We start from the raw sequence: 20,172 nt of genomic DNA on the forward strand, positions 1-20,172 counted from the left end.
TACGGCACTGCGCCTAGCCAGCAATCTTTTGCGTAAGTCCTGCAGAAAATGTATGGGCATATCAAAGCCTCATCGCTAATTAGAAGCGTCGCCTCACAGGCGGCCTTTCGCACATTGAATGTTATGACGAAAATACTCGTAGTTGACGACCATGCAGTCGTAAGAGCCGGTGTCGCGCACTTCATTGCCGATATTCCCAATATGGAAATCGGCGGAGAGGCGAGTACGGCGGAAGATGCAATACGGCTGGTGCGCAATGACACCTGGGATATCGTGCTGCTCGACATTGCCATGCCGGACAAAAGCGGTGTTGAAGTATTGAAGCAGATCAAACGTGAAAAGCCGGAGCTTCCTGTGCTGATGTTGAGCATGCATCCTGAAAGTCGGTATGCGGTACAGGTTTTACGCAGTGGCGCCAGTGGTTATCTGCAAAAAGAAGCATTGGCGACCGAACTGGTCGCGGCTATAAATACCGTCATGCGCGGCCACAAGTACATTAGCTACGGTGTCGCCGAACTGCTGACAGCCGACCCGACCGACACGGATAAGCCACTGCATGAAACCTTGTCGCAGCGAGAATACGAAATTTTTTACAAGCTCGGTAAAGGCGAAGGTGTCACTAAAATCGCCGATGAATTGTGCCTGAGCGTTAAAACCGTCAGCACTTACCGCACGCGTGTTTTGCACAAGATGAGCATGACCAATAATGCCGACATTATTTACTATGCCATCAAAAATAATTTAATCGATTGATGCCGCTTCAGTGCCGATTGGGAATATTTATATCGATTCCGCAAATTTCTCCGGAGCGTGATGAGCGACCGGGAAAAGTTAACAACAGGTAAAGTCATGCCAGATTTATTAACCCAAACGCATGAAAATGACCGGACAACGGTCAGCTACCCCACGCGGATTTTTCTTGTAGAAGATTCGCCGGATGTGCGGGATTTGATCGTCGAAAATCTGGCAGAAATTCCTGGTGTGGAACTGGTTGGTTTTTCAGAAACAGAAGCCGATGCCGTGCAGCAGCTACAACATGCCCCATGCGATGTCGTGATTCTCGATATTCAGCTAAAAGAAGGCAATGGGATGCGCGTGCTGCAAACCTTATCCCGACTGGAACCATCGAGGTTGCAGGAGCCGATAAAAATCATTTTTAGCAATCACGTCAGCAGCACTTACCGTCAGGTCGGAATGAAATATGGCGTTGAATTTTTTTTCGATAAGTCATCTGAAGCAAAGCAATTGCGTACTCTGATCGAACAAATCTGCCGACATGAATACCCGCTCGGCCAAGAAAAACCCTCCGATACCTCCTCCGCTTCCTGTGCCCAGTAAACAGCGATACATCAGCCCGACATGCCTCCAACAAAGGGCAAGACAGACTTCGGACAACAAGTAGCACGCCTGAAAAATACAATGTCTGACACTATAAAAAAATCTCCGGCGCAGGCCACACCAGCACAAACTACGCACACCCGCATGTTGTTGTTGACAAAGGTGCTGGCGTTTCTCATCGCAGTGATGGCGATGACCGTTTTTTCTACCTACTATATAACGCCGGTCTATTCGTGGATGACACCCTGGCTGATGCCATTGCACCGGGTAACTGCATTCGGATTTTTTCTCACGGCCGTCTGTCTTTTTTTACAAACCAGTCATGTATTTTTACTGCGCTGGATCAAAAATCTCCTGTCTCTGCTCATCGCTGGGACAGCGTTGACGTCACTGATTCTGGTGTTGGTGCAAAGTCTGTCAGCGATTCGTTTCGATCCCCTCCTGCTCATCCATCCGCACTCTGCGATCAGTTTTATTATTGTGTCAGTCGCGCTGCTCGGGTCCGATTACGAAACCGAACAGAAGCGCCACCCGGCCGAATATCTGGCCTGCGTGCTGCTCGCCATCAACGCAATCCCATTGATGGGCTATTTTTACGACGTTGCCTTTTTTATTCAAATGGCCTATGCCACGCCGGTTCCTGTCCTCGGTTCCTTGCTGTTTATGCTGGTGGCGATCACCATACTGATGTCGCGCTCCTCGCACAGCATGATGGGAATCATCAGTCAGGAAGCGCCTGGCGGACAAATGTTGCGTCGCTCGCTACCGCAGATTATTGTCTTGTTGGTCATGCTGAGTTTGCTGGTCGATTACGGCGAACGCACGGGCGTTTATGGACATGCCTTGGTGGCGCCTGTTCTGACGCTGCTCAATTGCATTCTGGTACTGATCGTATTCTGGCGCGTCGCCGGCAAGCTTAACGATGAATATGGTGCGCGCATGACGAACGCGGCCAAACTGACTGAAACCACCGCACTACTCGTCACGGTCAGTGACAATACCGACGACCTCATCTTCGTGAAAAATCGCCAGGGACAGATGATTTTCGCGAACCCCGCGACATTGCAATTCATAGGAAAATCGCGGGAAGATGCGATGAACCGCACCAACCTCGAACTGTATTCGGAACCGGAAGAAGCTACCGCAATGGATAGGGAAGAGGCGCGCATCATGGCCGCCGGGATGCCGGCCATTACAGAGCAGACGCTGCATGTGCCGCGAGGCGTATTTACCCATCAAACGACGATTGCCCCCTGGTTCGACAAAGATGCCAATGTCATGGGCGTGGTCGGCATTAGCACCGACATCACCCGTCGCAAGAAGGAAGAAAATTCATTGCGGGAGCGCGAATTGGCGCTAGAAAAAACGGTGATCGAACGCACCGCATTATTGCGTGAACTGACAAATCATTTGGAAATCGTGCGGGAAGAAGAAAAGCACGCGATTGCCCGAGAACTGCACGACAACATGGGGGCCGCATTAACTGCCCTGAGCATGCACCTCGATACGGTCTACAAGATTTTTCCTGAGGACGAAAAGTGGGGCGAGCGCAAGAGTCGCATGCAATCGGTATTGACTTCACTGGTCAGTACCACGCGCCGCATCCAGACCGAGTTGCGTCCCAATATGCTGGACCTGTTCGGATTAAAGGCGGCGATTACCGAGCAGCTCGATGAACTGGCGCAGCGTTCCGGGCTGACTTGCACCACCAGTCTGCCCGACGAAGAGGTGGAAATAGGGCCTCAGATGGAAATTGCCTTATATCGCATGTTGCAGGAAATTTTGAATAATATTGTGAAGCACGCTCAGGCGACGACAGTTCGGGTCATTCTGGATGTGGATGAAGATCGCGTTGCCCTAACGGTGAAAGACAATGGCGTCGGTATGACAGCGGCGCGCAAGGACAACACCAAGTCTTACGGATTGCGTGGTTTGCGTGAACGCGCTGTGTATTTTGGTGGAACGATTGATATCGTTTCTTCGGCCGAAAAAGGGACGGTGATTGCCATCGCCTTACCGATCATGGCGGATTCTCAGACGCGGCCCGCCTGATGATGTGATGCGCTATTCCGGTATTTTTCTTTTTACTTTTGATTTCGTAATGAGAGTTTCCATGCTGATCTGCCTCGCGTCCTACGCAGCAATCGGCGTATCTCCTATATCGCCAGTTTGTTCCTTCTCGCATACTTGCGCCATACGCAGCGAGCAGCAATGTCAACACAATGATGCCCATCGTATGTCAATAAAGTAATTGATCTGCAAATGGGCGCGCAAGCACCAAATACAGCAAAAAAAATGGCTTCGTAATGATCAACAGGTAATATTTTTTAGGGAAAAATAAAATGAAAAACATGACTAGATATGCGGTTATTTTAGCGAGCGTATGTGCGTTAACAACATTAAGCGCCTGTGCCGACATGAATTCGCGAGACAGGAATACGGCGGTCGGTGCGGGTATCGGTGCGGTAGGTGGCGCAGTACTAACCGGCGGTAGCGCAATCGGAACGGTAGGCGGTGCGGCAGTCGGCGGAGTGATTGGTAATCAGACTGGCGGACGTGGTCGTGATCGCTGATTAACGGACGCGCTTGTTGTCCCAATAAAAAAGCCAGGCGCTCCGCGTCTGGCTTTTTTAATTGTGCGAACTGTACCGCCGATAGTGCAAGAGATCACTGTTGATAGAAAGGGGAGGCGCACCGTCGGTACGCCAACCCCAGCCCGTCAGTTTTTCATCGTATGTTTTGCGCTCTTTACATCTTCATCAAGTTGTTGCTTTGCTTCGCGCTTACAGCGGAGTAGCTCTTTGCCTTTATTGTTCATCTTGCAGTCGCCAAGCGCCTGCCGATAGGCGGCATTGGCTTCCTTGGTCAGGATTTGGACTTTTTCTTGCGGCGTAAATGTTTCCTGATGCCAACGCGCAGGATCTTTTTTCGAGACATCCTCTTCCGCATGAGCGTTGAGTGCCATGGCTCCGATAAAGGCGATCACTGCCTGCATCCCTAAGCGATTGAGTTTTTTGTGCATATCCATCTCCGTGAAAATATAAATTCAGCGCAGAATGCGCCGGCCGATGCTTATTGAACGATACACGCAACAAGTAGGGCTGTGTGTAGGTATCTGTAAGCAGGCATTGCTGTGGGTTAATGACCCTCTGAGTGCGCACTGTAAAGTACTGATCAGTGGTTCCTTAGTAGCGCGGACGACGCTCAACCCGAAGCTCCACCTGACCGAAGCTCCACCTGACGAGGTCGAGTGATTCTCGGGTTGTGAATCGTCGCGCCGTTACAGCAGAGTTTTCCTTAATAAAAAAGTTGCCGGTGTCATTATCTTTTCCATCTTAAATCGGTCAGGAACTTGTCTGCGGCAGACTTCGGAAAGACAGTCGGAAAATCGCCTGTCAGCGCTTGGCGGGTGGTTTAATTCTTGCGTGCAGTCATAGTGCGTAATAATAGAGGCCAAATCTTTGATGTCAGGGTAGAAACAATGGGTAGTTTGCGCATCGTCGTCGTCAATTCCATCATCGAGGCCGATCAGGAAGATGATGAGCAATTGAGCGCCCAGGCGGTAAGGGGACGGGCGTTGCGCATTGGTCTACTCGAAGCAGGCTACGATATTGTGGCCTCCCTTCCCGCAGACATTTTTTTGCCCGAGCGCATCGCACAGTTGCAGCCCGACATGATCATCGTCGATGCCGAATCGGATGCCCGTGATGTGCTGGAACATATCGTTATTGCCACGCGCGACGAGCGCCGCCCCATCGTTTTGTTCACCGAAGATGAAAAACGCTCCAGCATGGAAGCCGCGATGGCGGCTGGAGTATCGGCCTATATCGTTGCCGGATTACAAACTGCCCGCGTCAAGCCGGTGCTGGAGGTGGCGATGGCACGGTTCAATCAGGAGCAAAAGCTGCTGACGGAGTTATCCGACACGCGGCTCAAGCTGGCCGACCGGAAAATTATCGACCGCGCCAAAGGCCTGCTGATGGCGCGACAGAATCTGAGCGAAGAGCAGGCCTATCAAAAACTGCGTCAACTGGCGATGAATAAAAACATCAAACTGGCCGATGTCGCCCAGCGCATCGTCGATGTGGAAGATTTGCTCTGACGGGCAGGGGCATGCCAATACCGCTCTGAACGGTGCAATCATAAGGACGCGTCAGTTCGATAGCGGCTGCTACCCGTAACATCCCCACCATCGCAGCTTATATTGGTGCATGGCACGATGAGAGTGCATTTTTTGCATTCTCCCGGACCATAAGCTGCATTGCTTGTGTGGCGACGACTCCCGCTTCTTAGTTCTTTTTCTGTCCTTTTTTCACGGCATTACTCCTCTGGCGTCCTGCCGGCCCCGGACTTGCCCGCAAGTTCACTCGCTTTCCGTATCTCCCACGCAAGGTCAGGCACGCTAATTGCTGAGTGTTCATCAGCGCGCAATGATTGCGCTCACTGGACACGGCCAACGGCGGTCGGGTCCGCTCAGACAACGGTGTCTTTTTCCCTGCTTCACTGCATGGAGGAGGCACTTTTTTTTCGTCGATTGTCCAAGGAATCCGTGATGAACAGCAAAATCAAGCAGTCAATCAGCGACAGCGCCGCCGATCGTGCTGAATCGGGCGTTAGCCCTGTTGTGAACCCCATTAATGCCGGCCGGCGCAATCTCATTCAAAGTGCTGGACTCGTAGCGGGAGCAAGTATGTTGGGAATCAACACATCAGGTGCCTGGGCTGCCGGCTCCGATAAGCCAGAAAAAGAAGAAGTACGCATCGGCTTTATTCCACTGACTGATTGCGCTTCCGTCGTCATGGCATCGGTGTTGGGCTTCGACAAAAAATACGGCATCAAAATCACGCTCAGCAAGGAAGCCTCCTGGGCCGGCGTGCGCGACAAGCTGGCCAATGGCGAACTGGATGCGGCGCATGTGCTGTGCGGATTGATCTACGGCGTGCAAATGGGCATAGGCGGTCAAAAGAAGGACATGGCGGTACTGATGGGCCTCAACAATAACGGCCAGGCCATCACGCTCTCGCGCGCGCTGGCGAGCAAGGGCGCAGTGGACGGCGCTTCGCTTTTCAAGCTGATGCAGCTTGAAAAGCGGGAATATACCTTTGCGCAGACATTCCCTACCGGCACCCATGCCATGTGGCTGTATTACTGGCTGGCGGCCAGCGGCATCAATCCGATGAAAGATGCCAAGGTGATCACCGTACCGCCGCCACAAATGGTGGCCAATATGCGGGTCGGCAATATGGACGGATTTTGCGTTGGCGAGCCCTGGGGGCATCGCGCCATTGTGGACGGCGTGGGCATTACCGCCATCACGACGCAAGACATCTGGAAAGATCATCCCGAAAAAGTACTCGGCACGACCGCCGATTTCGCCGCGAAAAATCCGAATACCTGCCGCGCGCTGATTGCCGCCGTGCTGGAGGCCAGCAAATGGATTGATGCCTCGCTGGCCAACAAGAACAAGATGGCGGAAGTCATTGCCGGCAAGTCCTATGTCAACACCAGCAAGGACGTGATCGACCAGCGCATCATGGGGCGCTATCAGAACGGTCTCGGCAAAACCTGGGACGATCCGAATTACATGAAGTTTTACAACGAAGGCACGGTCAATTTCCCTTACCTCTCCGATGGCATGTGGTTCATGACGCAGCATCGCCGTTGGGGCTTGCTCAAGGATGATCCCGACTATCTGGCCGTCGCCAAAAAGGTCAATCAGATCGAGCTGTATAAAGAGGCCGCGACCATGACCAAGACTCCCGTCCCGAAAGATCCGCTGCGGACTTCCAAGCTGGTGGATGGCGTGGTGTGGGACGGCAAGAATCCGAAAGCGTACGCGGCATCGTTCAAGATCCACGCCTGATGGCGGTGCATGAACTTGGTGTTTGAACTTAGTGCATGAACTTAGTGCATGAACTTAGTGCATGAACTTAGCGCATGAATTCGGCACCTGCATGCGGCACCCGAATGCGGCACCTGACCTGCCAGCCGACCTGACATGCGTCGGCTGGGTGAATGACTTGAATGCAACGCCTTTGAAGGAGATTTCATGAAAGCAGCCGCCGTAACCGGAATGGACCATCCTCCCCGCATAACCGGCGTTCGTCGCCGCATGGTTTCCTATGCCTGGCTGAAGCCCGTCATTCCTGCGCTGACAGGCATTGCGACGCTGATACTCGTCTGGCAATTCATCGCCGCCAACACCGGCAATTTCCCGACACCCTGGGTGACTCTGCAAGAAGCGATCAAGCTGTTTGCCGATCCTTTCTATCGCAATGGCCCCAACGATCAGGGCATAGGCTGGAACATCCTGGCGTCGCTGCAACGGGTCGCCATCGGTTTCGGACTGGCGGCGCTGGTCGGCATTCCGCTCGGTTTCATGATCGGACGCTTCAAATTTTTATCCGGTATGTTTGGCCCCATCATTAGTCTGCTCAAGCCCGTCTCACCGCTGGCCTGGCTGCCGATTGGACTGCTGGTATTCAAGTCGGCCAATCCGGCGGCAATCTGGTCGATCTTTATTTGTTCGATCTGGCCGATGGTCATCAATACCGCCGTGGGCGTGCAGCGCGTGCCGCAGGATTACATGAACGTGGCGCGAGTGCTCAATCTGTCCGAATGGAAAATTCTGACCAAGATACTGTTTCCCTCCGTCCTGCCTTACATGCTGACCGGTGTGCGTCTGGCGATAGGAACGGCCTGGCTGGTGATCGTAGCGGCAGAGATGCTGACTGGCGGCGTCGGTATCGGTTTCTGGGTCTGGGATGAGTGGAATAATCTCAATGTCCCTCATATTCTCATCGCCATTGTTGTCATCGGCATCGTTGGCCTGCTGCTGGAACAGTTGCTCGTTGCGCTGGCCCGTGCCTTCACTTACGAACAAGTCAACACCTGACAACGCCGGATTCATGGAGCCGCACATGCAAAAGCACGATGAGAAGTTTATTAATATCAATCAGGTGGAAATGGTTTTCCATACCAAGAAAGGTGATTTCCACGCCTTGCGCGATATCGACCTGACCGTAGGCAAGGGCGAATTCGTGACCCTGATCGGCCATTCCGGTTGCGGCAAATCGACCTTGCTCAATCTGATCGCCGGACTACTGCATCCGAGCGCCGGCATCCTGCTGTGCGCTAATCGCGAAATTGCCGGGCCAGCGCCGGAGCGCGCCGTGGTGTTTCAGAATCACTCGTTGCTGCCCTGGCTGACTTGTTACGACAATATTTATCTGGGCGTGGAGCGCGTATTCGGCGCGGTCGAAAGCCGCGCGCAGCTCAAAGAGCGCACCATGCAGGCGCTGGCATTGGTGGGTTTGGAAGCGGCCGAGCAAAAGCGGCCCAATGAAATTTCCGGCGGCATGAAGCAGCGCGTCGGCATTGCCCGCGCACTGGCGATGGAACCCAAGGTTTTGCTCATGGACGAACCGTTCGGCGCGCTCGATGCGCTGACCCGCGCCCATTTGCAGGATGAGTTGCTCAAAATCGTCGCCAAAACCGGTTCGACTGTGGTGATGGTGACGCACGATGTCGATGAAGCCGTGCTGTTGTCCGACCGGATCGTCATGATGACCAACGGCCCGGCCGCCACCATCGGCGAAATCGTCGAAGTGGCGTTGCCACGGCCGCGTGAGCGCGTGGCATTGGCGCAGGATGCGGCCTATGCAGCCTACCGCAGCACTGTGCTGGAATTCCTGTATCGCAAGCAAGCACATCCTGCCGCAAAAATAAGCGCCTGACAAAGCCGCCCGGTGTGCCGTCTTCGGCAGCACACCGGGCTTAGCGTTACAATCCGGGATGCCCATCGCCCTCGTTTCCTCTCCCCCTCGCCGCGCCTACCTTGGCGGCCTGGCGCTGGCAGTGGTCGGTGCGATCTTTTTCTCCGCCAAGGCCATCGTCGCCAAACTGATGTATCGGTATCAGGTCGATGCCGTCATGGTCATCAGTCTGCGCATGATGTTCTCGCTACCGATGTTCGCCGTCGTGGCAATCTGGCAAGCGCGTTCCTCTCCATCGCTCTCCTGGCGCGACAGGGCGCGCATCGTATTTTTGGGTTTGATTGGGTATTACCTTTCCAGCTTCCTCGATTTTCTCGGTCTTCAATATATTTCAGCGGGACTGGAACGCCTGATTCTGTTTCTCACCCCATCCTTCGTACTGCTGATTTCCTTTGTCTTTTTCAAACGCAAAGTCGTCTTGCTGGAATGGGCTGCCTTGCTGGTGTCCTATATAGGTACGGCGCTGGTGCTGATGCACGACCTGCACGTCGGCGGGGATCATGTCGGACTGGGCAGTTTGCTGGTGCTCGGCGCAGCGATTACTTACGCGCTCTATCTGATTTTTTCCGGCGAACTGGTGCGACGCGTGGGGCCGTTACGTCTGGTGGCGTATGCCATGTGCGTTTCCAGTGTCGCCTGCATCCTTCAGTTTTTCCTGTTGCGGCCGGTTGGCGCGCTGGTGCAGCCGATGGCGGTGTATCAGCTGTCCATGTTCAATGCGGTATTTTGCACGGTGTTGCCGGTATTTCTGACCATGATTGCTGTCGCCCGTATCGGCGCACCGACGGCGGCGCAGGCCGGACTGGTCGGGCCGGTATCGACACTGTTTATGGGCGCAGTGATACTGAATGAACCGATTACCGGGCTGCAACTGGCTGGTACTGCCCTCGTACTGTCCGGTATCTACATGCTCTCTCGCCGTAACCGCTGATTAAGCTCTGCGCGGCGCAATCTCAGGGCTGCAAGGGTTCACAATGGTCGTCGTACTTTGAGTACGACTGCGCGTCTTACCCCTGACCTTGCGTCGCTCGCTACGCTTACTCAGCGGTTCCGGTGGTGTCGTTGGCGGGATGAAAAGCACGATTGTGTGTTGGAATTCAGGGCTGCGCTTCTTACACAATGTCGTTCGGATTGAGTCTTGAATATCAACATTAAATAAATTACACAAGGAGACGGGACATGAGCAAAGCAATCAGGATGGCAAGAAACGGTGGGCCGGAGGTGATGGAGTACGTCGACGTTGAAGTGGGCGAGCCGGGTCCGGGGGAAGTGCGCGTGCGTCATAAGGCGTGCGGGCTGAATTTTATCGATGTCTATTTCCGTAATGGCCAGTATCCGCAAGCGCTGCCGGGTGCGCTGGGACAGGAAGCTTCTGGCGTGATTGAGGCGGTCGGTGCGGGTGTCGTTGGTTTCCGCGAGGGCGACCGGGTGGCATATGCCGGCGGGCCGAATGGTGCGTATTCCGAAGTGCGGGTGATGGCGACGACGTTTCTGGTGAAGTTGCCCGATACGATTGATTTCGAGACCGGCGCGGCCATGATGTTGCAGGGGATGACGGTGCAATATCTGCTGCGCTCGACCTTTCCGCTAAAGGGCGGCGAAACGATTTTGTTCCATGCCGCTGCCGGCGGTATCGGGCTGATTGCCTGCCAGTGGGCGAAGGCGCTGGGCGTGACCATGATCGGTACCGTCAGTTCGCCGGAAAAAGCGGCACTGGCCAAGGCCAATGGTTGCGCGCATGTGATTAACTACAAAACCGAGAATTTCGTTGAGCGGGTTAAAGAAATTACCGGAGGCAAGGGCGTGCCGGTAGTCTTCGATTCTATCGGTGAGGATACTTTCATCGGTTCGCTCGATTGTCTTTCTCCACGCGGCTTGATGGTCAGCTTCGGCAGTGCCTCCGGCCCGGTGTCGCCGTTCACGCTGAAAGAGCTGGTTTCGCGTGGTTCGCTGTACCTGACCCGTCCCTCGCTGGGAAGTTACATCGCCACTCGCGCTGAACTGGATAGCCGCTCCGGCGAGTTGTTTGAGATGGTCGCCAGCGGCAAGGTCAAGATCGATATCCATCAGCGCTATGCCTTGAAAGACGTGGCGCAGGCGCATGCCGATCTGGAAGCGCGCAAAACGACCGGATCGACGATTCTGATTCCGTAAGAGTGTATTGACGTCAGCATATTAATTTGGGGGCCTTGGCCCCCATTGACCAGAAAGAGACGTATGAACGACCCCGTTGAAAAACAGAACGCCGACGCTTTGCCGGATTCCACAGCGCAGAAAAAGGAAGGGGATGGCACTCCCAAGTTCGGTCGTTTGCTCATCGTCCTGGTTTCGGCGGTGATGCTCATTGGTGTGCTGACCTATGTCATGGAATCGATCTACGAGTGAAATTTAAGAACGCTCGTAATTTTGATTGGTAAAATCCCCGCTTTAGGAAGCGATGAATAAGTGCAGTATGCGGCGCAAGCTCAGGGCTGCGCGGTAACTTAATCAGCGGTTCCCTCATTTCTTTTTCCCCGGATACTTTTCATGCGCACTGATACGCCGCAAACGATTTATCGTAAAAATTACACGCCGCCGCACTATCTGGTGCAGACCGTGGAAATGGGTTTCGATCTTGATCCCGCCTTGACGCGCGTGGCCACGCGTATCGTTTTGCAGCGCAATCCGGCCACGAAGAGCAAAGAGATCGTTCTGTACGGCGAAGAGTTGACGCTGGTGCAGTTGCGCATGAATGGCAAGACGCTGACCAAGCGCGCCTATACGCTCAAAAACGGCGTGCTGACCATCCCCGCCGCGCCGGAACAGGTCACGCTGGAGATTGAGACCGCCATCCAGCCTGATCGCAATACGTCCCTGATGGGGCTGTATGTTTCCAGCGGTAATTTTTTCACGCAATGCGAGGCGGAAGGTTTCCGCAAAATCACGTATTTCCCGGACCGCCCGGATGTGATGGCGCAATACACCATCATGTTGCGCGCCGACAAGAAAGCCTATCCGGTGCTGCTGTCGAACGGCAATCTGGTGGCGCAGGGCGATCTGCCCGATGGCCGCCACTATGCGACATGGGAAGACCCGTTCAAGAAGCCCTCTTACCTGTTTGCGCTGGTCGCCGGCCAACTGGTGTGTCAGGAGCAGACCCACCGTCTGCGATCCGGCCGCGAAGTGCTGTTGCAGGTGTGGGTGGAAAAGGGCAATCTGGACAAGACCGCCCATGCCATGGATTCGCTGGTCAACAGCATTCGCTGGGATGAGGAGCGTTACGGACTGGAACTGGATCTCGACCGCTTCATGATTGTCGCCGTCGGCGATTTCAACATGGGCGCGATGGAAAACAAGGGCCTTAACATTTTCAACACCAAATTCGTGTTGGCCAATCCGCGCATTGCTACCGATATCGATTACGCCAATATCGAAGCAGTCGTCGGCCACGAATATTTCCACAACTGGACCGGTAACCGCGTGACTTGCCGCGACTGGTTCCAGCTGTCGCTGAAAGAGGGACTGACGGTCTTCCGCGATCAGGAGTTTTCCGCCGATATGGTCGGTACCGACAGCGGCCGCGCGGTCAAGCGCATCGATGATGTACGGGTGTTGCGACAAGCGCAGTTTCCCGAAGATGCGGGACCGATGGCGCATCCGGTGCGGCCCGATTCCTTTGTCGAAATCAATAATTTCTACACCGTCACCGTCTATGAAAAGGGCGCTGAAGTCGTGCGTATGTATCAAACCCTGCTGGGCCGCGATGGCTTCCGCAAGGGGATGGATCTGTATTTCGCGCGGCATGACGGTCAGGCCGTGACCTGCGACGATTTCCGCGCCGCCATGGCCGATGCCAACGGGCGCGATCTCGATCTGTTTGGTCGCTGGTACAGTCAGGCCGGTACACCCCGGGTTCAGGCGGAGATGACTTATGACGCCGCCGCCAAAACAGTGGCACTGACCCTTACACAGAGTTGCCCCGCAACGGTGGGACAAGCTGAAAAATTAGCCTTCCATATTCCGGTTGCGGTCGGATTGTTGGGTGCCGATGGACGCGATCTGCCCTTGCATCTGGAAGGCGCAGCGGCGACCGGTGCCACGACGCAGGTGCTGGAGCTGACCGCTGCGCGGCAGACTTTCCGCTTTCTGGATGTTGAGCAAGCGCCGGTGCCGTCGCTACTGCGCGGTTTTTCCGCGCCGGTCGTACTGGAATATACCTATACGGACGCCCAACTGGCATTCCTGATGGCGCATGACAGCGATGCCTTCAATCGCTGGGAAGCCGGACAGCGGCTGGCGATGCGACGTTTGCTGACGCTGACTTTGGCGGTGCAGGCAGGACGTCAGTCCGGTCATCGGATCGACACCGACGCGCTGCTGGCGAGTCTGGGTGTTGACGATGGCTTGGGTAATGCGCTGCGCGGAGTGTTGTCTGACCGTACGCTAGACCCGGCCTTTTGCGAGCTGGTGCTGACGCTGCCGTCGGAAACCATGATCGCGGAGCAGATGGACGAGATCGATCCGCAGGCAATCCATGCGGCGCGGCAATTCTTGCGGCGCAGTCTGGCACAGCAAGTGCAGCCTGAATTGCTGGCGGCTTATCGCTCGCATCGGGCATCGGCACCCTACAGTCCCGATGCGGCTTCTTCCGGCAAGCGCGCTTATCGGAATGCTGCGCTGTCTTATCTGGCCGAGCTGGACGATGCGCAGGCGCACACGTTGGCGCAGCAGCAATACGACCGCGCAGACAACATGACTGACCGCATGGCATCGCTGGCGGCGCTGACCAATAGCAGCGCACCCGGCAAGGCGGCCGCTTTGGCTGGCTTCTATGCGGAATTTGAAGCCGAAGCCCTGGTGATCGACAAATGGTTCACCTTGCAAGCGACCGCACGCGACGCCGATGTCGCCGCGATGCGGGTTTTGCTCAAGCACCCTGCGTTTTCACTGAAAAATCCGAATCGTGCGCGCAGCCTGATTTTCAGCTTCTGCAACGGCAATCCGGCGGCATTCCATGCGGCGGACGGCAGCGGTTACGATTTCTGGGCAGAGCAGGTGATTGCGCTTAATGCAGGTAATCCGCAAGTGGCCGCACGGCTGGCACGCAGTCTTGATCGCTGGCGTAAATATGCCCCCGCCTTGCAGGGTAAAATGCGCGCCGCGCTGAAGCGGGTTGCTGCCGCGCCCAAGCTTTCACGCGACGTACTGGAAGTGATAGGCAAGGCATTGGCTGATTGATTTATTAAGGGTGTCGCTGATCTGAGCTTGCGCTTGCATCCATTGCATCGATTGCATCGATTGCATTGTTAGCGTCACGGTATCGGCGGCTTCTTTTCCATTTTTTAACGATTTCATTTCGTTTTCCTTATTTTTACGAAAGCACACCATGACCAAACGCATCAGTCTTACCCAGCATTTAATTGAGCAGCAACGCTTGCACAACAAGATTCCTTCCGAATTGCGTTTGCTCATTGAAGTTGTCGGCCGTGCCTGCAAGAGCATCAGCCATGCAGTCGGCAAGGGCGCGCTGGGTGAAGTGCTGGGCAGTGCCGAAAGTGAAAACGTGCAGGGCGAAGTGCAAAAAAAGCTGGACATCATTTCCAATGAAATCCTGCTCGAAGCCAATGAGTGGGGCGGTCATCTGGCAGCGATGGCATCGGAAGAAATGGAAACCATCCATTTGATTCCTAACCGCTATCCGATGGGCGAATACATGTTGTTGTTCGACCCGCTCGATGGCTCCAGCAATATCGACGTCAATGTCTCGATCGGCACGATCTTTTCGGTACTGAAAGCGCCTGAAGGCATGGGTACGCCGACCGAGCAGGCCTTTTTACAGCCAGGTGCCAAGCAAGTCGCCGCCGGTTACGCTGTTTATGGGCCGCAAACCGTGCTGGTGCTGACCACCGGCGATGGCGTTCACTGCTTTACGCTGGATCGTGAAATGGGTGCCTGGGTGCTGACGCAAAAGAATATTCAGATTCCGGCCGATACCAAGGAATTTGCGATTAACGTTTCCAACTCACGTCATTGGTACCCGCCTGTCAGTCGTTATGTCACGGAGTTGCTGGCAGGAAAAGAAGGCCCTTTGGGCAAAGATTTCAATATGCGTTGGGTGGCGTCGATGGTGGCCGATGTGCATCGTATCCTGACGCGCGGCGGCATCTTCATGTATCCGGCCGATGCGCGGGAACCGGAAAAGCCGGGCAAGCTGCGTCTGATGTATGAAGCTAATCCGATGGCATTTATCGTCGAACAGGCGGGCGGCGCGGCGACGAATGGTCAGCAGCGGATTATGGATATCCAGCCGGAAAAATTGCACCAGCGTGTGCCGGTTTTCCTCGGATCGAAAAATGAGGTCGAGCGCGTGACGGCTTACCATCAGCAGTAAAGAGTCAGCAGTAAAGAGCCAGCAGTAAATAGCTGGCCATCAATTGATCAAAATGCGGGAGAGGATTACTACATGACAGACAGTCTTACCATCACGCGCCCCGATGACTGGCACCTTCACTTGCGTGACGGTGCCGTCATGGCAAGCGTCTTGCCGGATACCGCACGTCAGTTCGCGCGCGCCATCGTGATGCCGAACCTGAAACCGCCGGTGACCACTACGGCGCAGGCGGGTGCTTATCGTGAACGCATTCTCGCGGCCTTGCCAGCTGGCCTTGATTTCACGCCACTGATGGCGCTGTACCTCACGGACAACACTCCACCCGATGAAATTCGCCGCGCCGCCGACAGCGGTTTTGTGCATGCGGTTAAATTGTATCCGGCCGGTGCTACGACCAATTCCGACGCTGGCGTGAGCGATCTGAGCAAATGCAGCAAGACGCTGGAAGTCATGCAGGAACTCGGTATGCCCTTGTTAGTGCATGGCGAAGTGACCGATCCTCAGGTCGATATTTTCGACCGTGAGGCGCTGTTCATCGAGCGTGTGATGCAGCCGTTGCGGCGCGCTATGCCCGAGTTGAAAGTGGTGTTCGAACATATCACTACGCTGGAAGCGGCGCAGTATGTCAGTACGGCGGAGGGGCCGACGGCGGCGACGATTACCGCCCATCATTTGCTCTATAACCGCAATGAATTATTCAGGGGCGGCATCCGCCCACACTATTACTGTCTGCCGGTGCTCAAGCGTGAAACGCATCGGCTGGCCTTGGTGGCGGCGGCGGTTTCCGGCAATCCGCGCTTTTTCCTCGGTACCGATTCCGCGCCGCATGCCAAGGGCGTCAAGGAAAATGCATGCGGTTGTGCCGGTTGCTATACCGCTTCGCATGCGCTGGAGTTATACGCGCAGGCCTTCGATCAGGCCGGTGCGCTGGATAAGCTGGAAGCCTTCGCCAGTTTCAATGGCCCTGCGTTTTATGGTTTGCCGCGCAACGCGGGGCAAGTCACGCTGGTACGCCAGTCGTGGATCGTACCGACTGAGTTGCCTATGGGCGACAGCAGCGTGGTGCCACTCAATGGCGGCGAGAACATCGACTGGAAGCTGCTGGCCTGAGTCGGGGGCGTCAGGATTGGTCTGCGTCGTGCAAACGGATCGTTTGGCCAAAAAATAAAAGGGGAAGTGAAATGGGACTCTTCGATAAGCTGATCGTGGATATGGACAAGGCGCTGCGGGTGATGAGCGGAGTGGCTGCTGCCAGCCGGGCGAATCCGGCGGGGCCAGTGCCGGACGGCGTGTTGAGCGAGACTGAAAAACGGCACAGTGCCGGTTTGATGCGCATCAACCATGTTGGTGAAGTGTGCGCGCAGGCGCTGTACGACGCTCAGGGGCGGTTTTCGCACAATCCTGCGCTGCGCGCGCAATTCGCGCATGCCAGCGTGGAAGAGGAAGACCATCTGGCGTGGACGGCGCAACGCTTGCGCGAACTAGGCTCGCGTATCAGCCTGCTTAATCCGATCTGGTATGCCGGGTCGTATTTGCTGGGATATGCGGCAGCCAAGGCCGGCGATGCGCGCAACCTTGGTTTCGTGGTCGAAACCGAGCGGCAGGTTGCAGCGCATCTGGATAGTCACTTACAGGCCTTGCCGGAAGCGGATGTTCGTTCGCGCGCCATCGTGGAGCAGATGCGGCTGGATGAAATCGAACACGGTGCAGCAGCCCAGGCTTTGGGTGCGGCACCGGTGCCGGCGCTGGTGCGCAATGTGATGCAGGGCATGTCTAAAGTGATGACGACGCTGGCGTATCGCCTTTAATTTTCAATCCAAGCGGCAGGGATTAAATGGCAACCACTTCCAGCGTCAGGTCGTCGATGATCTCGAACGAATGTGTGATGACCGCGGTTTTTTCGAGCATGATCGAGGCAGAGCAGTATTTCTCATGCGACAGCTTGATGGCGCGTTCGACGACGCTGGGTTTCAGGTTGACGCCCCGCACGGAAAAGTGGAAGTGGATGCTGGTAAAGACCTTCGGGTCTTTTTCGGCCCGCTCTGATTTCAGCGTCAGGTCGCAGCCGCGCACATCCTGGCCGCTTTTCCGCAATATCAGCACGACGTCGTAGGCAGTACAGCCGCCGGTGCCGGCCAGTACGACTTCCATTGGGCGCGGTGCCAGATCACGGCCGCCGCCGTCAGGTGCGCCATCCATCGTCAGCATATGGCCTGAGCCGGTTTCTGCCAAAAAACTCATGCCGGACAAGCCGGCCCAGCGCACGGTACATTCCATTTTCACTCCTGCAAGTAATTAATCTGTTGTTATTGTAATGGTTCCTCCGGTGCGGGAGGGCCGAGGGGGATGAAAGTTTTGACGGTCAGCGGTAGAAAGGCTATAATTTCGGGCTTTCCTTTCGCTCGGAAAGATAACAAGGAAGAGTCTGCCTATGTTGCGGCTCGTCGAAATCCGGTCAGTGCAGCAGTTTGCATCTCTCGGACGGACGGGCAAGATGGCTTGCCATCAGGTGCGGCGACAGCGGAACCACCCCATTGAGCGTTTATTTTTAACATTAGGAATTGTCAACATGAAAACCTTTTCCGCCAAGGCACATGAGGTGCAGCGCGAGTGGTTCGTGATTGACGCGACGGACAAAGTCCTCGGACGTGTTGCCAGCGAAGTGGCACTCCGACTGCGCGGCAAACACAAACCGGAATTTACCCCTCACGTCGACACGGGCGATTTTATCGTCGTGATCAATGCAGGCAAGCTGCGCGTCACTGGCACCAAGGCTACTGACAAGACGTATTATCGTCATAGCGGCTACCCAGGCGGTATCTACGAAACCAATTTCCTGAAAATGCAACAGCGTTTTCCGGGTCGCGCGCTGGAAAAAGCGGTCAAGGGCATGCTGCCTAAGGGCCCGCTCGGCTACGCGATGATCAAGAAGCTGAAAGTGTATGCCGATGGAACGCATCCGCACGCTGCACAGCAACCTAAAGCACTTGAACTGTAAGGAATAGACATGATCGGTAACTACAATTACGGAACCGGCCGTCGCAAAAGTGCAGTGGCTCGCGTGTTCATCAAATCTGGTTCAGGTCAGATCGTGGTCAACGGCAAACCAGCTAACGAGTATTTTTCGCGCGAAACCGGTTTGATGGTGATTCGTCAGCCATTGGAACTGACCAATAATGTCGAGCGTTTCGACATCATGGTCAATGTCCACGGCGGCGGCGAGTCTGGCCAGGCTGGCGCAGTACGTCACGGCATTACTCGTGCACTGATCGACTACGATGCGACGCTCAAGCCTGAGCTGTCGAAAGCAGGCTTCGTTACTCGTGATGCACGTGAAGTCGAGCGTAAAAAAGTTGGTTTGCGCAAGGCACGTCGCGCAAAACAATTCTCCAAGCGCTAATCCGCGTTTTCGGAAAATCGAAAAGCCGCTGGCATTATGCTGGCGGCTTTTTGCATTGTTGCACTGGATTTGTGGACAGGTCTCAAATAAAAAAGCTAGTTCCGCTGGTAAAATCAACTTTTTGCGCATCGCCTGAGGGCGCGGCGTCTTTATCTCCGCTGCGTGGTTGCGTCGCGGTAATGTCCATGCATAGTTAGTAAGGAGTCCACATGATCAAGGTCGGTATCGTCGGGGGAACGGGCTACACAGGAGTCGAGTTGTTGCGTTTGCTTTCCATGCATCCACAGGCGCGCGTGCAAGCCGTGACTTCTCGCAAGGAAGACGGCATGCCGGTTGCTGATATGTACCCATCGTTGCGTGGGCATGTCGATGTCGCGTTCAGTTCTCCCGAAAAAGCGGCGCTGACAGATTGTGACGTAGTATTTTTTGCGACGCCACACGGCGTGGCGATGGCCCAGGCACCGGAATTGCTCGCGGCTGGTGTCAAAGTGATCGATCTGGCAGCCGATTTCCGTTTGCAGGATACGGCAGTGTTCGAAAAATGGTACAAAATGCCGCACAGTTGCCCGGAGCTGCTGAAAGAAGCCGCTTACGGCTTGCCCGAACTCAATCGGGCGCAGATCAGAAAAGCGCGTTTGGTCGGCAACCCTGGTTGTTATCCGACGACCATGCAATTGGGCTTGGCCCCATTGCTTCGTGCTGGCGTGGTGGATGCTACGCGTCTGATCGCCGATTGCAAATCGGGCGTATCCGGCGCTGGCCGCAAGGCCGAAATATCGATGCTGTTTTCTGAAGCGTCGGATAATTTCAAGGCCTATGGCATATCGGGACACCGGCATTTGCCCGAAACCGTGGAGCAACTGACGAAGCTGACGGCAGAAAAAGTTGGACTTCTATTTTCACCGCATCTGGTGCCGATGATACGCGGTATGCACTCCACAATTTACGCACGGCTTACCTCAGAAATTGACAACGCAAGCCTGCAAGCCTTGTTCGAAGATGCTTACCGTGACGAGCCTTTCGTCGATGTGATGCCCTTTGGTTCTCACCCCGAAACCCGTAGTACGCGTGCTTCCAATATGCTGCGCATCGCCTTGCATCGGCCTGAGGACGGCGACACCGTGGTAGTGCTGGTGGTTCAGGATAATCTGGTCAAGGGCGCTGCGGGGCAAGCGGTGCAATGTATGAATCTGATGTTTGGTATTCAGGAGACGGCTGGCCTGATGCACGTGCCGGTTATGCCGTGAAGTACCGTTTATGGGTGCGGCGGATGTCAGTGTCGGCACCGC

Annotated in this window: 21 protein-coding genes; 18 read left to right on the plus strand and 3 right to left on the minus strand. The window is 55.1% G+C overall.

Annotation, left to right across the window (positions count from 1 at the left end; translation table 11 throughout):
- Positions 1-123: 123 nt before the first annotated feature.
- The 4 genes from RGU70_RS06295 (at position 124) to RGU70_RS06310 (ending at position 3,911) form a co-directional block, all read left to right on the plus strand.
- Positions 124-753 (plus strand): response regulator transcription factor, encoded by a 630-nt coding sequence (locus tag RGU70_RS06295; protein WP_322208536.1) that lies wholly within the window; start codon positions 124-126, stop codon positions 751-753.
- 60 nt (positions 754-813) lie between these two features.
- Positions 814-1,338 carry a response regulator gene (locus RGU70_RS06300; RefSeq protein WP_322208537.1) on the plus strand — a complete coding sequence of 175 codons (525 nt, stop codon included), beginning with the start codon at positions 814-816 and terminating at the stop codon, positions 1,336-1,338.
- Positions 1,339-1,419: 81 nt separating this feature from the next.
- Entirely contained in the window at positions 1,420-3,390 is a 1,971-nt protein-coding gene (locus RGU70_RS06305) for a PAS domain-containing sensor histidine kinase (RefSeq protein WP_322208538.1), read from the plus strand.
- A gap of 290 nt (positions 3,391-3,680) precedes the next feature.
- Positions 3,681-3,911 carry a glycine zipper 2TM domain-containing protein gene (locus RGU70_RS06310; protein WP_322208539.1) on the plus strand — a complete coding sequence of 77 codons (231 nt, stop codon included), beginning with the start codon at positions 3,681-3,683 and terminating at the stop codon, positions 3,909-3,911.
- Between the two features lie 146 nt (positions 3,912-4,057).
- On the opposite strand, the gene RGU70_RS06315 is transcribed toward RGU70_RS06310, so the two are convergent.
- Positions 4,058-4,360 (minus strand): hypothetical protein, encoded by a 303-nt coding sequence (locus RGU70_RS06315; RefSeq protein ID WP_322208540.1) that lies wholly within the window; start codon positions 4,358-4,360, stop codon positions 4,058-4,060.
- Between the two features lie 459 nt (positions 4,361-4,819).
- Here RGU70_RS06315 and RGU70_RS06320 point away from each other — a divergent pair, with 459 nt between their 5' ends.
- The 8 genes from RGU70_RS06320 to pepN all read left to right on the plus strand — a co-directional run bounded on the left by RGU70_RS06320 (position 4,820) and on the right by pepN (position 14,330).
- Positions 4,820-5,440 carry an ANTAR domain-containing response regulator gene (locus RGU70_RS06320; protein WP_322208541.1) on the plus strand — a complete coding sequence of 207 codons (621 nt, stop codon included), beginning with the start codon at positions 4,820-4,822 and terminating at the stop codon, positions 5,438-5,440.
- Between the two features lie 588 nt (positions 5,441-6,028).
- Positions 6,029-7,201, plus strand: coding sequence for a CmpA/NrtA family ABC transporter substrate-binding protein (locus RGU70_RS06325; protein WP_322210721.1), 1,173 nt, complete (start codon positions 6,029-6,031; stop codon positions 7,199-7,201).
- A 249-nt stretch (positions 7,202-7,450) separates the two neighbouring features.
- Positions 7,451-8,233: a nitrate ABC transporter permease gene (gene ntrB / locus RGU70_RS06330; RefSeq protein WP_322210722.1), complete on the plus strand. Its 783-nt coding sequence runs from the start codon at positions 7,451-7,453 to the stop codon at positions 8,231-8,233.
- A 25-nt stretch (positions 8,234-8,258) separates the two neighbouring features.
- The gene (locus RGU70_RS06335; protein WP_322208542.1) at positions 8,259-9,074 is read left to right on the plus strand and encodes an ABC transporter ATP-binding protein; all 816 of its coding nucleotides are present in this window, start codon (positions 8,259-8,261) and stop codon (positions 9,072-9,074) included.
- A 58-nt stretch (positions 9,075-9,132) separates the two neighbouring features.
- A complete protein-coding gene (locus RGU70_RS06340; protein ID WP_322208543.1) occupies positions 9,133-10,044 on the plus strand; it encodes a DMT family transporter in 912 nt (303 codons plus the stop codon).
- A 248-nt stretch (positions 10,045-10,292) separates the two neighbouring features.
- Positions 10,293-11,267 carry a quinone oxidoreductase gene (locus tag RGU70_RS06345; RefSeq protein WP_322208544.1) on the plus strand — a complete coding sequence of 325 codons (975 nt, stop codon included), beginning with the start codon at positions 10,293-10,295 and terminating at the stop codon, positions 11,265-11,267.
- Between the two features lie 63 nt (positions 11,268-11,330).
- Positions 11,331-11,498 (plus strand): hypothetical protein, encoded by a 168-nt coding sequence (locus RGU70_RS06350; protein ID WP_322208545.1) that lies wholly within the window; start codon positions 11,331-11,333, stop codon positions 11,496-11,498.
- Positions 11,499-11,639: 141 nt separating this feature from the next.
- Complete coding sequence (gene pepN / locus RGU70_RS06355) at positions 11,640-14,330, plus strand: aminopeptidase N (RefSeq protein WP_322208546.1); 2,691 nt, start codon at positions 11,640-11,642, stop codon at positions 14,328-14,330.
- Here pepN and RGU70_RS06360 read toward each other — a convergent pair.
- Positions 14,286-14,447, minus strand: a complete 162-nt coding sequence (locus RGU70_RS06360) for a hypothetical protein (RefSeq protein WP_322208547.1) — start codon at positions 14,445-14,447, stop codon at positions 14,286-14,288. The genes pepN and RGU70_RS06360 overlap by 45 nt on opposite strands.
- A gap of 31 nt (positions 14,448-14,478) precedes the next feature.
- Between RGU70_RS06360 and RGU70_RS06365 the strand changes: the two genes are divergently transcribed.
- From RGU70_RS06365 to coq7, 3 genes are all read left to right on the plus strand, one after another.
- Positions 14,479-15,483, plus strand: coding sequence for a class 1 fructose-bisphosphatase (locus RGU70_RS06365; protein WP_322208548.1), 1,005 nt, complete (start codon positions 14,479-14,481; stop codon positions 15,481-15,483).
- 72 nt (positions 15,484-15,555) lie between these two features.
- Positions 15,556-16,593 (plus strand): dihydroorotase, encoded by a 1,038-nt coding sequence (pyrC, locus tag RGU70_RS06370; protein WP_322208549.1) that lies wholly within the window; start codon positions 15,556-15,558, stop codon positions 16,591-16,593.
- A gap of 71 nt (positions 16,594-16,664) precedes the next feature.
- The gene (coq7, locus tag RGU70_RS06375) at positions 16,665-17,291 is read left to right on the plus strand and encodes a 2-polyprenyl-3-methyl-6-methoxy-1,4-benzoquinone monooxygenase (RefSeq protein ID WP_322208550.1); all 627 of its coding nucleotides are present in this window, start codon (positions 16,665-16,667) and stop codon (positions 17,289-17,291) included.
- Between the two features lie 22 nt (positions 17,292-17,313).
- On the opposite strand, the gene RGU70_RS06380 is transcribed toward coq7, so the two are convergent.
- Positions 17,314-17,760 carry an OsmC family protein gene (locus tag RGU70_RS06380; protein WP_322208552.1) on the minus strand — a complete coding sequence of 149 codons (447 nt, stop codon included), beginning with the start codon at positions 17,758-17,760 and terminating at the stop codon, positions 17,314-17,316.
- 292 nt (positions 17,761-18,052) lie between these two features.
- Here RGU70_RS06380 and rplM point away from each other — a divergent pair, with 292 nt between their 5' ends.
- From rplM to argC, 3 genes are all read left to right on the plus strand, one after another.
- Positions 18,053-18,481: a 50S ribosomal protein L13 gene (gene rplM / locus RGU70_RS06385; protein WP_322208553.1), complete on the plus strand. Its 429-nt coding sequence runs from the start codon at positions 18,053-18,055 to the stop codon at positions 18,479-18,481.
- A gap of 9 nt (positions 18,482-18,490) precedes the next feature.
- Positions 18,491-18,883, plus strand: coding sequence for a 30S ribosomal protein S9 (gene rpsI, locus RGU70_RS06390; protein ID WP_322208554.1), 393 nt, complete (start codon positions 18,491-18,493; stop codon positions 18,881-18,883).
- 209 nt (positions 18,884-19,092) lie between these two features.
- Positions 19,093-20,130: an N-acetyl-gamma-glutamyl-phosphate reductase gene (gene argC, locus RGU70_RS06395; RefSeq protein WP_322208555.1), complete on the plus strand. Its 1,038-nt coding sequence runs from the start codon at positions 19,093-19,095 to the stop codon at positions 20,128-20,130.
- The last annotated feature ends 42 nt before the right edge of the window (positions 20,131-20,172 follow it).

Origin of the sequence: Herbaspirillum sp. RTI4, from assembly GCF_034313965.1 — a bacterium.
In the GTDB taxonomy this organism is placed as follows: domain Bacteria; phylum Pseudomonadota; class Gammaproteobacteria; order Burkholderiales; family Burkholderiaceae_D; genus Herbaspirillum.